Origin of the sequence: Candidatus Pristimantibacillus lignocellulolyticus (assembly GCA_023639215.1) — a bacterium.
GTDB lineage: Bacteria > Bacillota > Bacilli > Paenibacillales > Paenibacillaceae > Pristimantibacillus > Pristimantibacillus lignocellulolyticus.
The window spans coordinates 4,925,007-4,945,790 of sequence record CP097899.1 but is presented as its reverse complement, the minus strand read 5'-3'; the positions used below and the strand labels follow the sequence as shown (position 1 = coordinate 4,945,790).

General features: G+C 37.0%; 18 protein-coding genes and 1 other annotated feature. Of the genes, 15 read left to right on the top strand and 3 right to left on the bottom strand.

Annotated features, from left to right (window positions below):
- Positions 1 to 183 precede the first annotated feature (183 nt).
- From NAG76_21545 to NAG76_21535, 3 genes are all read left to right on the top strand, one after another.
- Complete coding sequence (locus NAG76_21545; GenBank protein ID URN94373.1) at positions 184 to 1,389, top strand: acyltransferase; 1,206 nt, start codon at positions 184 to 186, stop codon at positions 1,387 to 1,389.
- 145 nt (positions 1,390 to 1,534) lie between these two features.
- Positions 1,535 to 2,395, top strand: a complete 861-nt coding sequence (locus NAG76_21540; protein URN94372.1) for a polysaccharide deacetylase family protein — start codon at positions 1,535 to 1,537, stop codon at positions 2,393 to 2,395.
- 202 nt (positions 2,396 to 2,597) lie between these two features.
- The gene (locus NAG76_21535) at positions 2,598 to 2,849 is read left to right on the top strand and encodes a hypothetical protein (protein URN94371.1); all 252 of its coding nucleotides are present in this window, start codon (positions 2,598 to 2,600) and stop codon (positions 2,847 to 2,849) included.
- 177 nt (positions 2,850 to 3,026) lie between these two features.
- Here NAG76_21535 and NAG76_21530 read toward each other — a convergent pair whose 3' ends face one another.
- Positions 3,027 to 4,580, bottom strand: coding sequence for a bifunctional metallophosphatase/5'-nucleotidase (locus NAG76_21530; GenBank protein ID URN94370.1), 1,554 nt, complete (start codon positions 4,578 to 4,580; stop codon positions 3,027 to 3,029).
- A 203-nt stretch (positions 4,581 to 4,783) separates the two neighbouring features.
- Here NAG76_21530 and NAG76_21525 point away from each other — a divergent pair, with 203 nt between their 5' ends.
- From NAG76_21525 to NAG76_21500, 6 genes are all read left to right on the top strand, one after another.
- Complete coding sequence (locus tag NAG76_21525; GenBank protein URN94369.1) at positions 4,784 to 5,824, top strand: PhnD/SsuA/transferrin family substrate-binding protein; 1,041 nt, start codon at positions 4,784 to 4,786, stop codon at positions 5,822 to 5,824.
- 199 nt (positions 5,825 to 6,023) lie between these two features.
- The gene (gene phnC, locus NAG76_21520) at positions 6,024 to 6,833 is read left to right on the top strand and encodes a phosphonate ABC transporter ATP-binding protein (protein ID URN94368.1); all 810 of its coding nucleotides are present in this window, start codon (positions 6,024 to 6,026) and stop codon (positions 6,831 to 6,833) included.
- Positions 6,784 to 7,599, top strand: a complete 816-nt coding sequence (phnE, locus tag NAG76_21515) for a phosphonate ABC transporter, permease protein PhnE (protein URN94367.1) — start codon at positions 6,784 to 6,786, stop codon at positions 7,597 to 7,599. Before phnC ends, phnE (NAG76_21515) begins: the two co-directional genes overlap by 50 nt.
- Before the next feature lie 10 nt (positions 7,600 to 7,609).
- Complete coding sequence (gene phnE / locus NAG76_21510; protein URN94366.1) at positions 7,610 to 8,416, top strand: phosphonate ABC transporter, permease protein PhnE; 807 nt, start codon at positions 7,610 to 7,612, stop codon at positions 8,414 to 8,416.
- Positions 8,417 to 8,605: 189 nt separating this feature from the next.
- Positions 8,606 to 10,492: a diguanylate cyclase gene (locus NAG76_21505; GenBank protein URN94365.1), complete on the top strand. Its 1,887-nt coding sequence runs from the start codon at positions 8,606 to 8,608 to the stop codon at positions 10,490 to 10,492.
- A 28-nt stretch (positions 10,493 to 10,520) separates the two neighbouring features.
- Positions 10,521 to 11,039, top strand: coding sequence for a hypothetical protein (locus NAG76_21500; GenBank protein URN94364.1), 519 nt, complete (start codon positions 10,521 to 10,523; stop codon positions 11,037 to 11,039).
- A 66-nt stretch (positions 11,040 to 11,105) separates the two neighbouring features.
- Here the strand turns inward: NAG76_21500 and NAG76_21495 are convergent, their stop codons facing one another.
- Complete coding sequence (locus NAG76_21495) at positions 11,106 to 12,644, bottom strand: DEAD/DEAH box helicase (GenBank protein URN94363.1); 1,539 nt, start codon at positions 12,642 to 12,644, stop codon at positions 11,106 to 11,108.
- 449 nt (positions 12,645 to 13,093) lie between these two features.
- Here NAG76_21495 and NAG76_21490 point away from each other — a divergent pair, with 449 nt between their 5' ends.
- The 3 genes from NAG76_21490 to leuS all read left to right on the top strand — a co-directional run bounded on the left by NAG76_21490 (position 13,094) and on the right by leuS (position 16,958).
- On the top strand, positions 13,094 to 13,408 hold the full coding sequence (locus NAG76_21490) for a hypothetical protein (GenBank protein ID URN96902.1): 315 nt from the start codon (positions 13,094 to 13,096) through the stop codon (positions 13,406 to 13,408).
- Positions 13,409 to 13,445: 37 nt separating this feature from the next.
- Positions 13,446 to 13,889, top strand: a complete 444-nt coding sequence (locus NAG76_21485; protein ID URN94362.1) for a hypothetical protein — start codon at positions 13,446 to 13,448, stop codon at positions 13,887 to 13,889.
- Between the two features lie 34 nt (positions 13,890 to 13,923).
- Positions 13,924 to 14,147, top strand: a binding site (T-box leader).
- A gap of 369 nt (positions 14,148 to 14,516) precedes the next feature.
- Entirely contained in the window at positions 14,517 to 16,958 is a 2,442-nt protein-coding gene (gene leuS / locus NAG76_21480; protein URN94361.1) for a leucine--tRNA ligase, read from the top strand.
- 35 nt (positions 16,959 to 16,993) lie between these two features.
- Here the strand turns inward: leuS and comER are convergent, their stop codons facing one another.
- Positions 16,994 to 17,833, bottom strand: a complete 840-nt coding sequence (comER, locus tag NAG76_21475; GenBank protein URN94360.1) for a late competence protein ComER — start codon at positions 17,831 to 17,833, stop codon at positions 16,994 to 16,996.
- Positions 17,834 to 18,007: 174 nt separating this feature from the next.
- On the opposite strand from comER, the gene NAG76_21470 reads away from it, so the two are divergent.
- The 3 genes from NAG76_21470 to NAG76_21460 all read left to right on the top strand — a co-directional run bounded on the left by NAG76_21470 (position 18,008) and on the right by NAG76_21460 (position 20,754).
- Positions 18,008 to 18,568 (top strand): helix-hairpin-helix domain-containing protein, encoded by a 561-nt coding sequence (locus NAG76_21470; protein ID URN94359.1) that lies wholly within the window; start codon positions 18,008 to 18,010, stop codon positions 18,566 to 18,568.
- A gap of 257 nt (positions 18,569 to 18,825) precedes the next feature.
- Entirely contained in the window at positions 18,826 to 20,118 is a 1,293-nt protein-coding gene (locus NAG76_21465; protein URN94358.1) for a homocysteine synthase, read from the top strand.
- 114 nt (positions 20,119 to 20,232) lie between these two features.
- Positions 20,233 to 20,754, top strand: a complete 522-nt coding sequence (locus NAG76_21460) for a dCMP deaminase family protein (GenBank protein ID URN96901.1) — start codon at positions 20,233 to 20,235, stop codon at positions 20,752 to 20,754.
- The last annotated feature ends 30 nt before the right edge of the window (positions 20,755 to 20,784 follow it).

Sequence of the window (20,784 nt, the reverse complement as noted above, 5' to 3'; positions counted from 1 at the left end):
AGCTCATTGTTGTCATTATTTAAGACTACTTTCGGATTACATACATATTTGTTTCAAACTACATTAGTTCCTTCTATTTGACATAACTAACAAATTGGTCGATAATTGTACGTGGTAATACTTAACAATTAAACCAAGGTTAATTTTACTAGTTTTTGAGTAAAAGAAAGAAGGCTATTACAAATGAATGCTAGTTTATTGAAAAAAAACAGTGCGATTCCTGAACTTTCTATCGTGAGAGCAATAGCAATTATTGGAGTATTATCAGTTCATTCGACATCTGTTGCGGTAAGTACTGGGATGATAGATTCTAATCTATTTTTTCTATACAATTTCGCTAATATCTTTTTGAAGTTTGGCACAACAACCTTTATTTTCTTAAGTAGTTTTGTATTGTTCTACAATTACTACTCAAGGCCGATTACGAAAGAATTGATCGCAGGTTTCTATAAGAAACGATTGCTATTTATTATTATTCCTTATCTAGTATTCTCATTATTTTACTTTTTCCTGAAGTATTACCTTGGCTCCGCAAGTCTTTCTTTAGGTGAATTGTTAAATAAACTGTGGGGTCAACTATTAATAGGAAAAGCACATGACCATTTATATTTTGTCTATATTAGTATTCAATTTTATTTAATGTTTCCAATTTTACTCTTCATATTTAAGAAGTTACCTAAACTAACACATTGGCTAATTCCAATAGGGATCATCATTCAATGGAGTTTCTTCATTATTAATAAATATGGGGCCGACTTTGGATTCGACGTACCAGTTAAAAGTAGAGGTAGTTGGTCACTAAGTTACTTCTCCTATTATTTCTTGGGTGCATACATAGGAATTTACTTTAATGAATTGAAACGTTGGATCATCGTAGCGAAGGATAATGTTACGAAGAAGAGATTAACGCTCTGGATATCTACCCTTTGTTTATGGGTAATTGCAGGTCTATATCACGTCAATATCTACTATCAAATCCGTCAAAATGCTGCTTCATATAATACAACATGGATGGACTTCGTATGGAATGCTCACGCTTTATTAACAGCAATTGTATTGCTGCAACTTTCATTTATTTTATATCGCAAACTACCAACCTTTATACGCGGGTTAGCTACTAGATTAGGAGAGCTATCATTTGGGATATATTTATTCCATCCGTTTATTCTCATGATCTATCGTAAATTCCCAGCTACATCAGGAAATATCTATCTTCATCATCTGTGGTATCTAGGTGGTTTCTTATTAGCATTAGTAGCATCTTGGGTGGTCGTAACTCTATTCGCTAAATTTGTGCCTTATAACTGGATCGTATTCGGGAACTTACCGAAATCGAAGAGAAGGTCTGAGAAGGCTCTAATAGAGAAAGAACAAGGTGTTCAATTGTAGAGGTAGATGCGGTTCTAAAAGGCCGCTTTTTGAACCTTGATTTGAAGAAATAGTTCAAAAAGCAGACTTTAATAACGATGATCTTGCTAACGTAACATTTTCGACATCGAATATGAAATTATATAAATAATCTGGAGTGGATGACATGAGTAAAAAGAAAACATCGATTATTATTTTAATTTTGGCAGTATTAATTATTTGTATTCCAGAGGTCTATGCTAGTCAGATGAAGAAATCCAAAACTTATTATAAGAACAAAGTAATCGTTCTTATGTATCATCATATTGATGAGACAGAAAGTGGAGCAACGATTTCTCCTGCTAGATTTGGCACTCATATGAAATTGCTAGATGAAAAAGGGTATAACGTCATTAGTGTGGAACAATTCGCTGAATTTATGAAGAAGAAAGCTAAAGTTCCAAATAACGCAGTGGTTATCACATTTGACGATGGATATGATAGTTTCCGCCAGTACGCAGTACCGATTATGGAAAAGTACGATATGGTTGGAACACACTTTATCATTGGAACAAGCTCAGACCTACATAATGTAAAAACTGCTCACTTAACATGGGAAGACATGCGTGATATGAAGGAAAAAGGTAATAGCTTCTACAGTCATACGTATGATCTTCATAATTATGGACCACTTAATAAAGATGGAAGCAAAACAGGACCAATGTTATCAAATCCTCTTTATCTAAAGGATAAAGGAAGAGTAGAAACAGATAAGGAATATCTTGCACGTATCACAAAAGATTTATCACTAATGGAACAGCGTTTAAGTGATGAGTTAAATAATGATTATCAAATGATTGCATTCCCGTTTGGTGCATTTAATGAAAAATCTAAGAAGGTTCTAAAAGATCTAGGGGTAACATTATTCTTTACAACTCGTCCCGGAATTAATAAGCCTGGAAGTGATGAGGTTTATCGCCTTAATGGAGGAACACCGAAATTAACTGCGAACAAGTTTCTTGAAAGACTTGAAGAATATCACGATTAATAACATAACTATATCAGTATAAAAACAGTCTAATGTTGAGGGTACCCTCGAACATTAGACTGTTTTTTAGTTAAAATAATTAACTGCTTTGCTTATAAAAAATCTAGTGAAGTAGGAATATATTAGACTATGAACGCATTAAATATAAGAGATTCACTACTCAATGAGTATGAATACTAAAAGAATGTTTGGAGGGAATATAATGGCGAAAAATAATCGAGGAAAATTATTATATAAACAGCCTTCACGAAGCCGCGGTACTTGTCCTATCTGTCTAGCTACAAGAATAAAGTTGCTTGAAACGCAGAAAAAATCAGATGGTACAATGCTGAAAGTATGTAAACGATGTGTTAGTGCTTCAAAGCAAAGAGTAGAGGCTGCGTTTGATTTGACTACTCCACTTGCATTTCGAAGAAAGCATAGGAAAGCATTTCATCAGTTGAAGGCACAGTAATGGAACAACTGTAATGTCAAAGTTAGACTAACGCAATATTAAGGACAATTGAAGCAAGATACGGGCTATCCTATCATCATTTTAGTAATGATGGGATAACCCGTTTTTGTGTTGATTTCAATAGTTGAGGCTGAGGCATCCTATGTTTCAGTTGTATCTAGTTGTTCAACAAGCTACTTACTTAATAATATTCCAGTTTTGCTCGACATGGGCATGAATAACAGGATGTGTACGTAGGTAAGTAGCAATTACTTCTGTCATATCAATTTGCAAATCGGAGATGACAGGACAAGTTGTAAAATAAGGAAAGTTCCCAGCTCCAGTCGCACGATAATTATTCATTACTACGTGGAAACTTTCCAGAGGCTTAATAGGTAGTTCATTAATTGTTGCTTGAATGATTCTAGAGCCAATCGGTTTTGATATATCCATCGTGTAGTTAATCCCTTCCCACATATCATAGTTGTAAGGTTGTGCTTTAGGATAAAGGAATGAGGGAGCTACTGCGATTTGATCATTTTCTACTGTGAAATAAGATGCACATTGTTCTAGTGCCAACATTAACTGTTGTCCTGTCACAGCAAGTACTTTAAGTGTGTTAGGGTATATATAATTCGTTACTATATCGCGCATTGTAACGATCGGCTTGAAGCCTCCTGGCTGATCGTGAAATAGTGAGGTACAAGAGATAGGAGCACCTGTAACATCCATTTGAAGCTGTTGAAGAAACTGTATATAAGGATGTTTATGAATCCGTACATCCATTGCATTATGATACAGCATGTCTCCTTTAACAGCGGCAATCGGTTCGTCGAGCCATCGTTCGGTCTCATCATGTAACGCAATTACTGAAGCAACCACTTTAGGATGAAGATGATCATGCTCAACAATCGATATTAAATCGGGGATATGTTGAATATGAGTGACCTCATCATTTTCTAACTCTATTTGTATCATTACCTGTCCAACTTTAACAGCTCTCGATCCAGGCTGCACGATTGATTTTCCATAAGCTTTTGTACTAATCTCTCGATGTTGGTGCCCAGTAATTAAGACATCAAAATCAAGTTGTTGCAACATCTGAAATCCTTGATTCTCACCTGAATCAGTCTCCTCTAATCCTCCGGTCTCTAAGGAATGTGAAAACCCACCATGATAACTAATAACCGATACATGCACTTTTTCTAGCTCTTTCATAACCCCGAGCCAATAAGTTACTGATGATAGGGCATCATCAATTTGCAGTCCTGTTAGATGTGCAGGGTCTTCCCAAGTCGTAATGAAATGTGTAGTGGCGCCAATAACTCCGATGCGCACACCATCAACTTCAAATATTTGATATGGTTTCACCCAATCTGTACCATCATCATTTCTAATATTACAACTGAGCCAAGGAAACTGTGATTGTTCAATGATCCTATCTAAATTTTCCTTTCCATAGTTAAATTCATGATTTCCGAATATAGCTGCATCATATGCTAGTTCATTGGTAGCTTGAATAATAGGATTGGTATCTAATGGGAGAAAAGTTTGTTTGAAATAGGTAAGTGGACTCCCTTGAATAAGATCACCGTTATCAATTAACAAAGTTGGATGGAATGAACGTAGCTCTTCTATTCTGGTGGCTAATTGAGCAAGACCAAGTGATTCAGGTACACCACGGTATGATGTAGGCATTATGTAACCATGAATATCACTTGTAACGAGTAGTTGAATCGTGTGTGTTGACATTCGTTCACCTCTTAGTACTGTATTGAATATGAAATGTACTTCTAATTATATTATCTAAAATTGATCACACCTCAATTTTACAATAAATTATTGTTTCACCATGCAAGTACCAATATTAATCAATAATTAAAATGAGGATGACATTCCGCTTACAAATGATTGTTATATTCTCCTAGTACTAGAAAAATAGGAGGGAATCTTCAATGAAAAAATTTGGAATGGGCTTAAGCTTACTTATGATTATTGTATTTTTAGCGGCATGTGGTAGTAATAACAATGAAAATGCTACGAAGGCAGGAGCAGACAAAAATATAGACAAGCTGAGTATAAGCTTCGTACCTTCTCGTGACCCACAAGAAATTATTACTGCTACCGAACCGCTAAAAGAAATGTTAAAAAAAGAACTTACCGCACAAGGCTATGAAATTGGAACAGTTGATATTACTGTAGGTACAAACTACGAGGCAGTAGGAGAAGCCTTATCCGCAGGAACGACAGATGTAGGATTAATTCCAGGTGGTACATATGTGCTTTATGATGACGGTGCAGAAGTTATTCTAACTGCAACACGTGCTGGACTTAATAATGATTCGGATAATCCGGTAGATTGGAATAAAAATGAACCAACAGAAGCCACAGATGTACAAGCCACTTCTTATCGTGCGTTATTAATTGCAGGTCCTTCAGAAAAAGGTAAGGCGTTAGCTGCAAAAGTTAATGCTGGAACTGCTCTAACATTTGAAGATTTGAATGATGTTTCATGGAATGTTATGTCATCTTCATCACCCGCTGGTTATATATACCCTGCACTTTGGTTGAAGGAAAACTTCAGTAAAACAATCACCGATCTTTCTCAAGTTGTACAAGCAGATTCATATGCAAGCGCATTTGCTCGATTAGCAACTGGTCAAACAGATGTAATGGTAACTTATGCGGACGCTAGACGTGATTATGCTGCCAAATGGATTTCAGAATATAGTCGCACAGCTTCGATATGGGAAGAAACTGATCTAATTGGTGTAATGCCTGCGATATATAATGACACTATTAGTGTAAGTAAAAATTCTTCAATTATGAATGAAGATCTAAAAGCAGCATTACAACAAGCATTTATTAATATCGGTAATTCAGATGCTGGGAAAGAAGTCATTGCGATTTACAGCCATGGTGGGTACCAAATCGCAAAAGACAGTGATTATGATAATGAGCGAAAAGCACAGGAACTAGTACAACAATTGAAGTAGTGGTCTGAGATAGGTGTAAGTTGGCTTCGGAATATATTCGATGTCGAATATATTTCGAAGCCATTCATCGTTATCAAAGTCTGCTTTTTAAATTTCTCTATCAATCAATGTTCAAATACAAGGATAACTTAATACTAGGAAGGATGAGAACGATCCAACATAATATGTTCTCATTTTTCAATGATTGGAGAGTCTAAAAATGATTCAATTTGATCATGTGAACAAGCGCTATCCCAACGGCTATCAAGCGTTAAAAGATATAAATCTATCTATCAAGCAAGGAGAATTCGTGGCAATAATCGGATTATCTGGAGCAGGAAAATCTACTTTACTACGTTGCATAAATCGTATGCATCATATTACGGATGGTTCTTTGAAAGTGAACGGAACGGACATAAAGCAGCTTAAGGGAAAAGAAATTCGGACGTTAAGAAGAAATATAGGTATGATTTTTCAATCATTTAACCTTGTAACCAGAATTTCTGTCATTAATAATGTATTAGTTGCATTTGTTCCCGAGATTTCTTGGTGGAGAAAGCTTCTTGGTATTTTTAGAGAGGAAGAGAAGAAGAAAGCATTGATGGCATTGGATCGAGTAACTATTCTTGATAAAGCTTTCGTTCGAGTAGATCAATTATCAGGCGGTCAACAGCAACGTGTTGCATTAGCAAGAACGTTAGCACAAAACCCGAGTATTATACTTGCTGACGAGCCAGTCGCATCGTTGGATCCGATAACAGCTCATCAAGTCATGAATGATTTCAAAAGAATCAATGAAGAGATTAATATGACTATCCTTATCAATATTCACCATGTTGATTTAGCACTTGCATATGCGACACGTATCATTGGTATTCGCGGAGGTGAAGTAGTATTTGATGGAACTACTTCAGAGGTGAATGAAGAGGTGTTGCAATACATTTATAATGGAAATATTGAGGAGGGTGACATAAATCGAGATGCAAAGCAGCAAGTTGTTAACGAAAACGATTACTTTACCAAACGGTAAAGTGGTGCATGAACGTCGTTCGTTATTCCCGCTATACATGATGATTGCTCTTGTTCTAATCTATTACTCGATTCAACTGACCCGATTCAATTTGGAGCTACTATTCAGTAGAATTCATCAATTTTTTGTTATTCTTCAAGATATGGTCCCACCTAATTGGGATTACATCTCACAATTAATGAATCCTCTGATTGCAACGATTAAGATGTCTCTTTTTGGATCATTACTAGGTTCAATTTGTGCATTACCACTTGCAATTTTAGCTGCAAGCAATATTAATGGTATGAAGTGGCTATCAATAACGATGAAATTCGTACTAAGTTTGCTAAGGACGTTACCTACATTAGTTGTTGCATTAATTGCTACATTCGTATTTGGACTAGGAACAATGGCAGGTACTGTTGCTATTTTTCTATTCTCTATCGCATATGTAGGTAAGTTATTATATGAACAAATTGAAAATGCAAATATGGGAGCATATGAAGCGATGCATGCAATGGGATTAACGACAGTTCAATCGTTCCGCTATGCAATATTTCCACAAGTTCTTCCAAACTATTTGTCTACTTCTCTATTCTGTTTTGAAGGTAATGTTCGATATGCGGCGATTCTTGGTTTTGTAGGTGCAGGTGGTATTGGATTAATATTAAAGGAAAGTCTAGGGTGGAGAAACTACAGTAACTTAGGAATGATTCTTATTATGCTTATTGCAACAGTATATATTATTGAGTCCATTAGTGAATATTTCCGCAAAAAACTGACATAGGAGAAACGCCATGAATGCGATTGATAAGCAATATATAAACCGGCCCAAGATGCGTTGGACGCAAATCGTCTCAACGCTTGCTGTAATTTTATTGTTTTTTTGGTCGACTTCTGCAATACAACTGAAAAATTGGTCGGCCAATGGACTTGAAATAGCGGGAAATATATTAAACGGTCTAGTTACTCCGGACCTAGATATACTTTTTAACTTCACACAAAAAGGTGTCCCATATTTGTTGTTAGAGACGATGTCCATTGCTTTACTTGGTACAATTGTGGGGGGCATACTAGCGATACCACTTGCGTTTCTATCGGCATCTAATATCGTTCCTAAACCAATATCCTTTATTGTTAGATTTATATTAATTATTATTAGAACGATACCTGCTATCGTATACGGACTCATGTTCATTCGTGTTACAGGTCCAGGTCCGTTTACAGGTGTACTTACAATGTCACTGACAAGTATCGGTATGCTCTCTAAATTATATGTTGACGTTATTGAGGATCTTGATACGTCAGTATTAGAATCGATGGAATCCATTGGATGTACGACCATTGAAAAAATACGGTTTGGCATTATTCCACAACTAACAGCGATGTTTCTATCGATCTTTATATATCGATACGATATGAATTTACGGGATGCGGCAATACTTGGTTTAGTAGGAGCGGGTGGTATCGGTGCTCCATTAATATTCGCTATGAATTCATATCGCTGGTCTGAAGCTGGCTCAATACTCATTGGCCTAATTCTACTAATACTAATTATTGAAATCATATCAAATAAAATAAGAACAAAACTAGTTCAAGGATAGTTGGCTTTGCACGCCCTTACTATATTCATGTAATGTTTCAATTGTACATGAAATAGTAAGGGCGTATTTGCATTGAGGAGGGAAGTAGTTTATATAGTTATCGTAGATGCTACAATATATTTCATGTACTTTTTTCTTTAATATGGTAAACTAATTTCTAAGAAATCAACATGAGAAGGCGGTCTGAAATTGTCTACTCCTATAAAAAAAGTATGTGCTATATTTCTAGTTTTGTTCGTGACGATGATTGTTTTTGTTAATATATATCCCAAAAGTTCTCTTGCAAAAAGTTCAGACGATGATAGGATTGCTGCATTTATCGATCTAAGTGAAGTCGCAAGTGATGAACAACCATTCTATTCTGCACTAGATGGAGAATGGTTCTACTTTCCCGAAATGTTACTTTCACCCACAGAAGTACATTCATATATATTGCGAGATTACGCTGACACCGAACAACTACCAAGTTCATTCGAAGACGATGCAGGTACAACGAATACTTATGCAACGTATGCTACAAGATTAAAAATCCCTAAACAGTATGTAGGTCGTACTTTAGCTATTCATATCCCATTTCAATACAGCGCTTACAAAATGTTCGTTGATGGAATTGAAATCGCTAGTAATGGACAAGTCGGGAGCGATAAAACTTCCCATCAATCAGAGATGGCACCACGATTAGGGTATAAGGTGCCAAATACAGATGAAATATTAATAACTTTACAAATATCTAGTTTTGAGCATATTCGTGGTGGAATCGAGAACTCAATGTTTATCGGTGAAGCAAATGTCGTAGCTCAAAAATTTAATACGAATATTATATGGACATTGTTTGTTAATGGTTGTATTTGTATTATGAGTCTATTTATGATTCTTTTTGCATGGTTTCGTAGACAAGAACGTGTGTTTTTTATGTTTGGTTTATTCTGTCTGTTCTTCTCTATACGCTCTTTTTATGGATATCCATTCTATTACACGTTAACAATACTTGAACTACCTTGGATATGGGGAACAAGATTGGAGTATTTCTTTACAGTGGCTAGTATTTTGACGTTTATATGGTTGATATCGGAATGGTATAAACAGCAAATATCAAAGAAAGTAGTTGTCTACACAACTTATTTTATTTCTGCTTTAATGGTAATTACTTTATTCACAAAGCCAGTATTTTTTCAAAAACTATACTTCACTGTTTTTTATCTAGTTATTCCTCTAATAATTTATTTTATAGTCGTTATTGTAAAAGGATTTCTCACGGGTAGTAAGAGGGATATTGTCAATATGGTAGGATTAATCATTGTTAGTGTTGGTTCATTGAACGATTATGCATTTGGTCAAGGTTGGATTAAATCGATTAATTTAGCGTTACCTGCAGTTGGCATATATGTCGTTATCCATGTTATTTTGATGAGTCGCAGTTATGCGGAAAAAGTATTTGAAACGGAATCGTTGAATGAGTCATTAATCCAACTCAACACGACATTAGATGAGAAAGTAAACCTTCGTACTGAACAACTGACGAAAGCTAATGAATTGCTGGAAAAGCAAGCTTTAATCGATGGTCTAACAGGAGTGTACAATCGTCATCGTTTTAATGAATATATTAGACAAGCTTTTCAACAGTCTCATGAAGAGGGTTCTTCATTGTCTATCATTATGTTCGATTTGGATGAATTCAAGAAATATAATGATCATTATGGTCATATTCAAGGCGATTATCTATTAAAACAAGTCGTAGAAATTGTTGCACGCTACCTTCCTGTCAATAGTTTGTTTGCACGTTTTGGTGGGGAAGAATTCGTAATTGTTTTACCTAATATGCTTCTTTCGGAAGCTTATACGATCGCAGATGTAATACGACAAGGCGTTGAAGATGAGAAGCTTATTCACATTAAACGAGTAGATGGTTTTGCAACAATTAGTGTGGGAGTAGCGTCTATGACAAAACAATCAACATTTAATTCTGAGGTAGAGCTAATCGATGCAGCTGACCAACAATTATATCGTTCTAAAAACGCAGGACGAAATGTTACCTCTTCTGTTGAGAAAATTCATTATTTCGATATACAGCATTAATTGATCGAGAGTAATGTTGGAGGGAATTATGCGTAAACTATTGTTATTCTTGTTGTTAGCTATTACAGTGATAGTATGCATACTCATTTTTGTGCCGTTTGGTAAAGCGGATTTCGTCGGATATGTTTATCAAGTTGATAAGGTCAATGATCAGACGATAATTATTTATGAAGACAATGGCGCTGGTATGAATGTATTGATTCATCAAGGGGCGACTCGGCGATCGATCGGTTCAAAAGTTAAGGTGTACTACAAAGATGAAGGCATTAATGCCGTATTTCCACATCAAGCAAAAGTACGACTTTGGTCAGCTAAGCAAAATAATGAAGAGAAAAAAGCGGTTCAAATATTATTTCATTATTTTTCCAGTCAATATGAAAGAAACTTCTATCCAGAAATATTGAAAACGACATCTAATGAGCAAGAGTGGACCATTGTTGTCAATGAGCGAAACATGGAGACAATAGAGAATTCAGATCAAACTCATACGTATATTGTGAATACTATTGATCAAACTGTAGTCATTAGTGATGCCAATGATTCATAAGAAATAAGAGGGATGCCTTCTCAATCTTCGCAATGAAGACTAAGAAGGCATCCCTCTCTGTATTATCTATTTACGGCGAGTGCCGCTACTTCTTGAACCGCTTCTACCGCCAGAGCGTCCACCGCTTGATCGGTTGCTACTGGAATTGTCACCGCGACTACTACTGCTAGTACGAGATGAACTATATGATTTGCCAGCATCTCTTGGTTTAATTCCTTGAGCTAGATCTAGATCAGATTTGGAAATGCCCCAAGGATTGGCTTTGTCTTTTGCTTTCGGTTTAGACGATTCAGAAACTGGACGAGGGAATACTTTACCACTACGTTCCGAAGATCCTTTACCACCACGCTCAGATGATCCCTTCCCGCCTTTGTTGAAGCGACTAGAATCGTTTCCATTACGGCCTTTTGATTCATATCCGCTACCAGGTTTACTTTTTCTATTTCTAGAACCTTGACGATCTTCTCCATATTGGCGAGGAGAAACTTCAAGTCCATCTACTTTACGAAGTGGTAATCTAGCTGAGATACCGCGCTCGATTGCTTCAAGTTTCAATCTGTCATGTTGTGTTACGAAAGTAATCGCTGTACCAGTATGACCAGCACGACCAGTACGACCGATACGATGAATATAACTTTCAGCATCTAGTGGGATATCGTAGTTGTATACATGAGATACACCTTCAACATCTAGTCCACGAGCAGCAACATCAGTAGCTACTAGTATTTGCAATTTCATATCGCGGAACTTCTTCATAACTTGTTCACGCTTCGCTTGTGTCAAATCACCATGCAATTCATCCGCGTTATAACCTGCATCCTGCAGTGCTTCTGTTAGCTTCTTGGCACGAAGTTTCGTACGGCAGAAAATAACTGCAAGAAACGGACTAGCCGTTTGTAACAGATGTAGAAGAGCAGATTGCTTCTCGCGATCTGTTGTTTCGATTGCACGCTGCTTAATATTATCAAGTGTTACACGCTCTGACTTAATGTGAACGTTAATTGGGTTCTTTGAATATTGAACTGCTAATTTACGAATAGCTTCTGGCATAGTTGCAGAGAACAACATCGTTTGTCTTGCTTTTGGAGTCTGCATAATAATTGATTCAACTTCCGGAAGGAAACCCATGTGAAGCATTTGATCAGCTTCATCAAGTACAAGATGAGAAATTCTACCGATGTTGATACTTCCTCTTCGCATATGATCCATCAGTCGACCAGGAGTTGCTACAATAATATGTGGTGCATTTTTTAGTCTTTTCACTTGTGCTGCAACATCTTGTCCACCATAACAAGCGAGTACAGTAGCACCTACGCTCTTAGCAAGTTTTTTTACTTCAGCGGTAATTTGTAGAGCTAACTCACGTGTTGGTGTAAGAATTAATGCTTGAACGTGATCCTTATCAGGACGGATCAGTTGTAGGATAGGAAGTGTAAAGGCTAATGTCTTTCCTGTTCCTGTTTGTGCTTGGGCAATCATATCTATACCATTGAGAAGATCAGGTATAGCAGTCTTTTGGATAGGAGTTGGCTGGATAATTCCTTGTAGCTTCAACTGCTCCGCAAGCTGCTCTGCTACTCCCAATTGGTTAAATGCATTTGTCATTAATCGTTATCCTCATTTCTACTTATCTCTTGATAGTATAACAGTTGTAAACAAGAAGTGCATCATATCCTTTCATATGGTATGCTAAAGTATAGTGAACTTTATACAAATAATGAATTATGACAACTTTTATACGTAACAATTTTGATTTTATCATGGAGATTTATGCTGTGAAAAGTTGAAAGAGTACTTGCACAGTAACTTTTCATTACAAGGAAATAAATCGAGACTTAATGAAAAGTTTAAGGTGTATGCGATCGAAGTAACTTTCATTTTCAAGCAGAAAATCAAGTTGCTATGAAAAGTTAAGTTAATGCTTTCGAAGCAACTTTTCATTACAAGGAAGTAAATCAAGTTGCTATGATAAGTTAAGTTAATGCTTTCGAAGCAACTTTTCATTACAAAGAAGTAAATCAAGTTGCTATGAAAAGTTTTAGGAGGCGTTGTGTATCGCTTTTGGGATTACAAGAGCAGAATTAAATGATTGGAAAACTACTGTTGAACAAGGTCAAATTGCATATTTGACACATTATTGGCTAGATGATAGATTTCCTGAAGCACGAACAGTTACTAAAGTCGGCTGCAAAGATATCTCAAAATTAGTCGCTTGGTGTGAGCAATTTCAATTGGACCCTAAATATATTCATAATAGAGCCCGCTATCCGCATTTTGATTTACTTGGACCGTATCAATATGAGGTGTTGAAAGCAGTTGGATTGCATGATCATATTTCCCGTTTTCATCTACATAAGAGCTATCAGTAAGATGTGGAAAATAAAATTGGAAAGAGTGGTGTAGCATATGTTCTACCGAATCTCTCAAGTGGCCTTAGTAGCAGTGCTTACCTGTTTGGCGGGAATTAATTATACTTGGTATTCATGGTTTGATTATAAGATTCTAGGTATTGGTAAAGGGTTTTTATTACAGAGCTTAACGACATGGGGATATATCTCTATCGTGCTTGGATTACTTATGATTGGCACTTTAGCTTTCCGTAAGGTGATTAATGTTATTGTGATAGATAAGCCTTTAGAAATTTTTATGGCTATCGTATTTGTGATTCAATTACCGATTGTAAGCTTATGGTTTATGGCCATAATTATGCAAGGTGTAGATGCTCTAATCGGAGTAATGCTGCATTCTACTTTGCTAATATTAATAGGATATCGTTTTATGACTAGTCATCGTACTCCTCGAAAACAGAAAGAACAGCAACAAGATGAGACGAGCGACTTGACACTGTAGTATTCGATTTATATAATCAGATTATCTATTAATATGTAATGCGTTGATGAGGAGTAGTACAATCGATATCAAGATATCAGAGAGCCGGCATTTGGTGGAAGTCGGTACTTGATCGTGAGGAACTCGCCTCTGAGCAGTGTATGAATTTGTTTTATAAATACACCGTATACCTGCGATAAAGGTGAAAAGTGAGTAGTAGATCAAGTAGATCACTGCTAACTAGGGTGGTACCACGTGAGCAATCCTCTCGTCCCTAGCGTTAATCCGCTAGGGATGAGAGGTTTTTTTGTTTAGAGGAAGTTCAAAAAATGGACTGTGATAACGATGAGTATGCTAACGCATCGTATTCGACGTCGAATTTGAAGTGAATTTTGGAAGGTCGGTACGCATGTACAAGGTACGTACATTTATGTTCCTCCTTCCTAAAATTGACTCCATCTTCTCGGCTTACGAAAGCCCACTTTTTGAACCTTCATTGTAAGTGAATTTATGCTTCCGAAGTAACTTTTTGTTTTATAGAAGTTATAGCAGGTAGCTACAAAAAGTTTGGTTTATGCTTCCGAAGTAACTTTTTGTTTTATAGAAGTTATAGCAGGTAGCAACAAAAAGTTTTTAGGAGGAATAACAATGAGTACAGAGCAATCACGTCATGGGTATAGTCCATTGACGATTGAACCTAAGTGGCAACAATATTGGGATGCTAATAAGACTTTTAAAACAGGTGAAGATAAAGATAAGCCTAAATTTTACGCTTTAGATATGTTCCCTTATCCATCTGGATCTGGTCTGCATGTAGGACATCCTGAGGGTTATACGGCGACAGATATTTTGTCTCGTTATAAGAGAATGCAAGGTTACAACGTTCTTCATCCAATGGGTTGGGATGCTTTCGGTTTGCCTGCGGAGCAACATGCGATAGATACAGGACAACATCCGCGCGATTTTACTATCAAAAATATCGATAATTTCCGTCGCCAGATTAAATCTCTTGGTTTCTCGTATGACTGGGATCGTGAGATTAGTACGACGGATCCTGAATATTATAAATGGACACAATGGATTTTCATTCAACTTTACAATCGTGGTCTTGCTTATGTTGCAGAAGTTCCGGTTAACTGGTGTGAAGCGCTTGGTACGGTTCTAGCGAACGAAGAAGTTATCGATGGGTTGAGTGAACGTGGTAATCATCCAGTTGTGCGTAAGCCAATGCGTCAATGGATTTTGAGAATTACAGAATATGCTGAACGTTTACTTGAAGATCTTGAAGATCTTGATTGGACTGAAAGCATTAAAGATATGCAGCGTAACTGGATTGGTAAATCCACAGGTGCAGAAGTAACATTCCCAATTGAAGGTTCCGATGAATCACTTGTTGTATTTACAACTCGTCCAGATACATTATTTGGTGCAACGTATTGCGTGTTAGCACCAGAACATGAGCTTGTTGAACAAATTACTTCTGCTGAGCAACAAGAAGCAGTTAAAGCTTATCAACTGTTAGCTTCTCGTAAGAGCGACCTAGAGCGTACCGATCTTGCAAAAGAAAAAAGTGGTGTATTTACTGGTGCATATGCAGTAAACCCTGTGAATGGTGCTAAAGCTCCGATCTGGATTGCTGATTATGTTCTTGCTGGATACGGTACTGGTGCAATTATGGCTGTTCCTGGTCACGATACACGCGACTATGAATTTGCTAAACAATTTGATCTACCTATTATCGAAGTCGTTTCTGGTGGTAATGTAGCTGAAGAAGCTTATGCTGGTGATGGTCCACATGTTAACTCCGATTTCTTGAATGGTCTTAACAATGCAGATGCAATGGCGGCAATGATTAAATTCCTTGAAGAGAACGGTAAAGGAGCTGCGAAAGTAACTTATCGTCTTCGTGACTGGTTGTTCTCTCGTCAACGTTATTGGGGAGAGCCAATTCCAATTATTCACCTTGAAGATGGAACAATGAAAACAGTGCCTGAAGATCAATTGCCATTGTTACTACCAGACGTTGAAGCTATCAAACCATCTGGTACTGGTGAGTCACCACTTGCTAACGTAACAGAATGGATAAACACTGTTGATCCTGAAACTGGTATGAAGGCTCGTCGAGAGACTAATACTATGCCACAATGGGCTGGTAGCTGTTGGTATTACCTTCGTTTCATCGATCCTAAGAACAATGAGCAACTTTGTTCTCCTGAGAAACAAGCAGAGTGGCTTCCAGTTGATCTATACATTGGTGGAGCTGAGCATGCTGTACTTCACTTACTATACGCTCGTTTCTGGCATAAAGTACTTTATGATATCGGTGTAGTTAATACGAAGGAACCATTCCAAAAATTAGTTAACCAAGGTATGATTCTTGGTACAAATAATGAGAAAATGTCCAAATCTCGTGGTAATGTTATTAATCCAGATGAAATTGTCAATGAGTATGGGGCAGATACACTACGTATGTACGAAATGTTTATGGGGCCGCTAGAAGCTACGAAACCTTGGAGTGCCAATGGCGTTGAAGGTTCTTATCGTTTCTTAAGTCGTGTATGGCGTCTGTTTGTAACAGAAAGTGGAGAGCTTAATCCACGTGTTTCTGATAGTGAGCCAGCAAGTGATGCATTTATGCGCACATGGCATCGTTCTATTAAGAAAATTACTGACGATATGGAAAATTTACGTTTCAACACGGCGATTAGCCAAATGATGATTTTCGTAAATGAAGCATATAAAGCTGAAGTTTTACCACGTAAAGCAATGGAAGACTTTGTGAAAATGATTTCACCACTTGCTCCGCATCTAGCTGAAGAGCTATGGGAAGTACTTGGACATTCCGGTACAATCACATATCATGCGTGGCCAACATTTGACGAAGCTTGGACAGTGGACCAAGAAGTTGAAATTGTTGTTCAAGTTAACGGTAAAATTATCGAGCGTATTTCTATTGCAGCTGATCTTGATGTGGCAGATATGGAAGCTCAAGCTAAAGCTTTACCGAAAGTTGCAGAACTAATCAAAGGTAAAACTGTTCGTAAAGTAATTGCAGTTAAAGGTAAGCTTGTTAATATCGTAGCAAACTAGTACAAAAAAGAGATGGCGGAAATAGCTAAACATAGCTATTGTCCGCCAACTTCTTCTCTATCGAATGTTTGATTAACTACTTCTAAATCCTCGTAATATTTGGCATGTGTTGTCCGTATTAAAGCATTAAAAATTCCCGCAGTTTCGCTACTTAACATATGGAGTGCTTTGGCTGTAATTCCCCCTGGCACAGCAACTCGCTGTTGAACCTCTTCTGTTGTCATACCACCTTCAGTAAGTAATAACCCCGTACCTAATAGCATATTACTTGCGATCTTCATTGCACCTTCTCTTGGAATTCCGGTTTCTTCCACTGCTGAGTCAATAAATTGTTGCAGTAAAAATGCAAAGAAAGCAGGACCACAACTTGAGATATCTGACACAACTCTAGTAAAACTCTCCTCAATTTTGATGGGTTCACTTATATACGAAAGTAATTTTTGCAACTTTGTCTGATAAATTTCTTCGATTTGATTGCCGTAAATACATAGTGTAGCACCACTCCACATTTTATTAGTGATACTTGGAATTATTTTCGCAACTCTACAATTCAATTCCGACTCAAGATGAGACAACAGAACAGGACTCGTAATCGAAACGATAATTTGTTCTTCATGTACATAAGGTTTAATTTCTGAAATAACGGTAGCAAACTCATGAGGTTTTATACAAAGAAATACGATCTCAGTTTCAAAGACAACATGTACATTATTACTTTCAACTTCAATGCCAGGATATTTATATGCTAGTGCCTGAGCTTTTTCTATACTTCGATTGCTGACTTTAATTTGTGACGGTTCAACTGCTTCCGATAAGATGAAAGATTCAATCAATAGGCTCCCCATACTTCCTGCTCCGATAAATCCAATTTTCATCGCGATAACCTCCTAAAACTTTTCGAACGGATTATATTTACTTCTATGCAGCGAAAAGTTACCTCGTAAGTATAAGCTATTATGAAAGTGACGAAAGCTCTATTCTTTTATCTATCGTATTCCCTAAGGCTTGTATGTTATGTCAATAAATAATGCCAGAAGAAGGTGAATGTATTGAAACAGAAAGAATCAAACATTTCAGCAGTTACGTTTATGTGGATTGGAATGCTAGGTACAGGGCTTTTATTAGTTACGATGGCAATCTTTATTCATTATTCTGAAACACAGAAGGGAGCAGAGGAATCGTTAAACTTGCTTTTGGAAGAGAAACTTCTAGAACAAGATGAAGCCGGAAAGGTGATAACATTGAGTATGAACGATAATTCAACGGATAGTGTAAAAGTAAAAGATGACTCAATTGTTGGTACATCATTAGAAGAAGTGCAAATGAATAACACAGATGAGGAAGAAAATTCTACTGAAGTGCCAATGAACTCTAATAATAGTATGGAAGAAACTGAAATTACTAACCAATCAAGTAAAATTAATATAAATACGGCAACTTCAGAGCAATTGCAACAGTTAAAAGGGATAGGACCTTCAAAAGCAAAAGCGATAATTGAAGATCGTGAACAAAAAGGGCTTTTTAAAAATATAGCTGATATTAAGCGTGTTAAAGGTATTGGGGAAAAACTTTATGCTGGAATACAAGAAAGTATTGTAGCCAAGCCATAGATCAGTCATAATGGAATTGAAAGTGGTTTCATGGCATTTATTTAATATATTGTCATTCATGGGCTAGATTTGCTTATTATTGCGATCTATACGTGGAGAAACCGCAACAAAAAGTTTAGCTTACGCTTACGAAGAGACTTTTTGTTAACAGAGATGTCCTTCGAGAAGCAACAAAAAGTTTAGCTTACGCTTACGAAGAGACTTTTTGTTTACAGATGTCCCTCGAGAAGCAACAAAAAGTTTAGGAGGAATTATTAATGTCTGAACAAAGAAAACTTTCGCTTGAAACGCTATCCGTCCACGGAGGTCAAACTATCGATCCAACAACGATGTCACGAGCAGTACCAATCTATCAAACGACATCATACGGATTCAAAGATACAGATCATGCAGCTAATCTATTTGGTCTTGCTGAATTTGGTAATATTTACACTCGAATTATGAACCCGACATCGGATGTATTCGAGAATCGTGTAGCTCAACTTGAAGGTGGGGCAGCAGCGCTTGCAGTTTCTTCTGGACAAGCAGCAATTACTTATTCCATTTTCAATATTGCAGGTGCAGGTGATGAGATTGTTTCATCAACTAGTCTTTATGGTGGTACATACAACTTGTTTGCTCACACATTTAAGAAATTAGGTATTACAGTAAGATTCGCAGATCCGTCTGATCCTAACAATTTCAGAGCTTATATTAACGAAAAGACAAAAGCCATTTTTGTAGAAACAATCGGTAATCCTAAAGGCGATGTTATTGATCTAGAAGCAGTAGCTGCGATTGCTCATGAACATGGTATTCCACTTATAGTTGATAATACGTTCCCGAGCCCATACTTATGCCGTCCGATTGAACATGGCGCTGATATTGTTGTTCACTCAGCTACGAAATTCATTGGCGGTCACGGGACATCAATTGGTGGTATTATCGTTGACGGTGGTAAATTCGACTGGTCAGCAAACGATAAATTTCCAGGATTGACTGAGCCAGACCCTACGTATAATGGTATCGTGTATACAGACGCTCTTGGACCAATTGCTTATATTATTAAAGCTCGTGTTCAACTTCTTCGCGATATGGGAGCAGCTTTATCACCATTCAATTCATTCTTGCTATTACAAGGTCTTGAAACATTACATTTACGTATGGATCGTCATTGCTCTAACGCACAAGCAGTTGCTGAGTATTTGGAAGCACATGAAGCGGTTGAATGGGTGAACTACCCTGGTCTTCCTAGTCATCCTTCTTATGAACTGGGACAGAAATATTTGCCGAACGGCCAAGGTGCGATTATGACATTTGGCATTAAAGGTGGAATAGAAGCTGGTAAGAAGTTAATTAATGCCGTTCAACTATTCTCACACCTAGCTAACGTTGGTGATTCTAAGTCACTAATTATTCATCCTGCTAGTACAACTCATCAGCAATTAAGTGATGATGCAAGAGAAGCAGCTGGTGTTGCAGCAGGTATGGTTCGTCTGTCTGTTGGTACTGAAGGTATTCAAGATATTATTGCTGATCTAGAGCAAGCGATTGCCTCTAGTCAACAATAATAGTCTTAATTTCAATTTCTTTCTTTGCAAAATTGTTCGTTGAGCGCTTATAATAGATGCAATAAAACATAGTGGACATGCAGCAATGAAAGGAAGAGTATCATGTTAGAAAATATTGATAAATCAGTTCGTAAAGACTGGGATACATACTTTATGGACATTGCGTATATGGTTTCAACTCGTTCAAGATGTCATCGTCGTCATGTAGGGTCGGTACTTGTTCAAGGTAAAAAGTTATTAGGAACCGCTTATAATGGTGCTCCAATGGGAGTAGAAGACTGCGAAGAGGCAGGTTGTATGATAACAGAGGAGTATGAGGTTGTACATGATGATCAAGGTACCGAAAAAATGATCAAAAAACAACGTTGTATTCGTACTATTCATGCGGAACAAAATCTTCTACTATTTACAGATCGGATCGACCGAGAAGGATCTGTCGTCTATGTGACAGATCAACCATGTTGGACTTGTGCTAATATGCTTGCCAACAGTGGGGTGAAAGAAATTGTATATCATCGACCTTATAAGAAAGATGATATTAAAGTAAGGCACTTAATGGAGCAAGTTGGCATTCTATTCCGTTCCCTTGATCTATATGAACCGCCAGCTCTTGCTGCAATGGAAATTCAGCAATAATAACATTATAGTTAGTCCTAGGAAGAACCT

Coding starts and splice junctions, on each gene's coding strand:
- NAG76_21545 (URN94373.1), top strand. CDS start 184: ATGAATGCTAGTTTATTGAAAAAAAACAGTGCGATTCCTGAACTTTCT.
- NAG76_21540 (URN94372.1), top strand. CDS start 1,535: ATGAGTAAAAAGAAAACATCGATTATTATTTTAATTTTGGCAGTATTA.
- NAG76_21535 (URN94371.1), top strand. CDS start 2,598: ATGGCGAAAAATAATCGAGGAAAATTATTATATAAACAGCCTTCACGA.
- NAG76_21530 (URN94370.1), bottom strand. CDS start 4,580: ATGTCAACACACACGATTCAACTACTCGTTACAAGTGATATTCATGGT.
- NAG76_21525 (URN94369.1), top strand. CDS start 4,784: ATGAAAAAATTTGGAATGGGCTTAAGCTTACTTATGATTATTGTATTT.
- phnC (URN94368.1), top strand. CDS start 6,024: ATGATTCAATTTGATCATGTGAACAAGCGCTATCCCAACGGCTATCAA.
- phnE (URN94367.1), top strand. CDS start 6,784: ATGCAAAGCAGCAAGTTGTTAACGAAAACGATTACTTTACCAAACGGT.
- phnE (URN94366.1), top strand. CDS start 7,610: ATGAATGCGATTGATAAGCAATATATAAACCGGCCCAAGATGCGTTGG.
- NAG76_21500 (URN94364.1), top strand. CDS start 10,521: ATGCGTAAACTATTGTTATTCTTGTTGTTAGCTATTACAGTGATAGTA.
- NAG76_21495 (URN94363.1), bottom strand. CDS start 12,644: ATGACAAATGCATTTAACCAATTGGGAGTAGCAGAGCAGCTTGCGGAG.
- NAG76_21485 (URN94362.1), top strand. CDS start 13,446: ATGTTCTACCGAATCTCTCAAGTGGCCTTAGTAGCAGTGCTTACCTGT.
- leuS (URN94361.1), top strand. CDS start 14,517: ATGAGTACAGAGCAATCACGTCATGGGTATAGTCCATTGACGATTGAA.
- comER (URN94360.1), bottom strand. CDS start 17,833: ATGAAAATTGGATTTATCGGAGCAGGAAGTATGGGGAGCCTATTGATT.
- NAG76_21465 (URN94358.1), top strand. CDS start 18,826: ATGTCTGAACAAAGAAAACTTTCGCTTGAAACGCTATCCGTCCACGGA.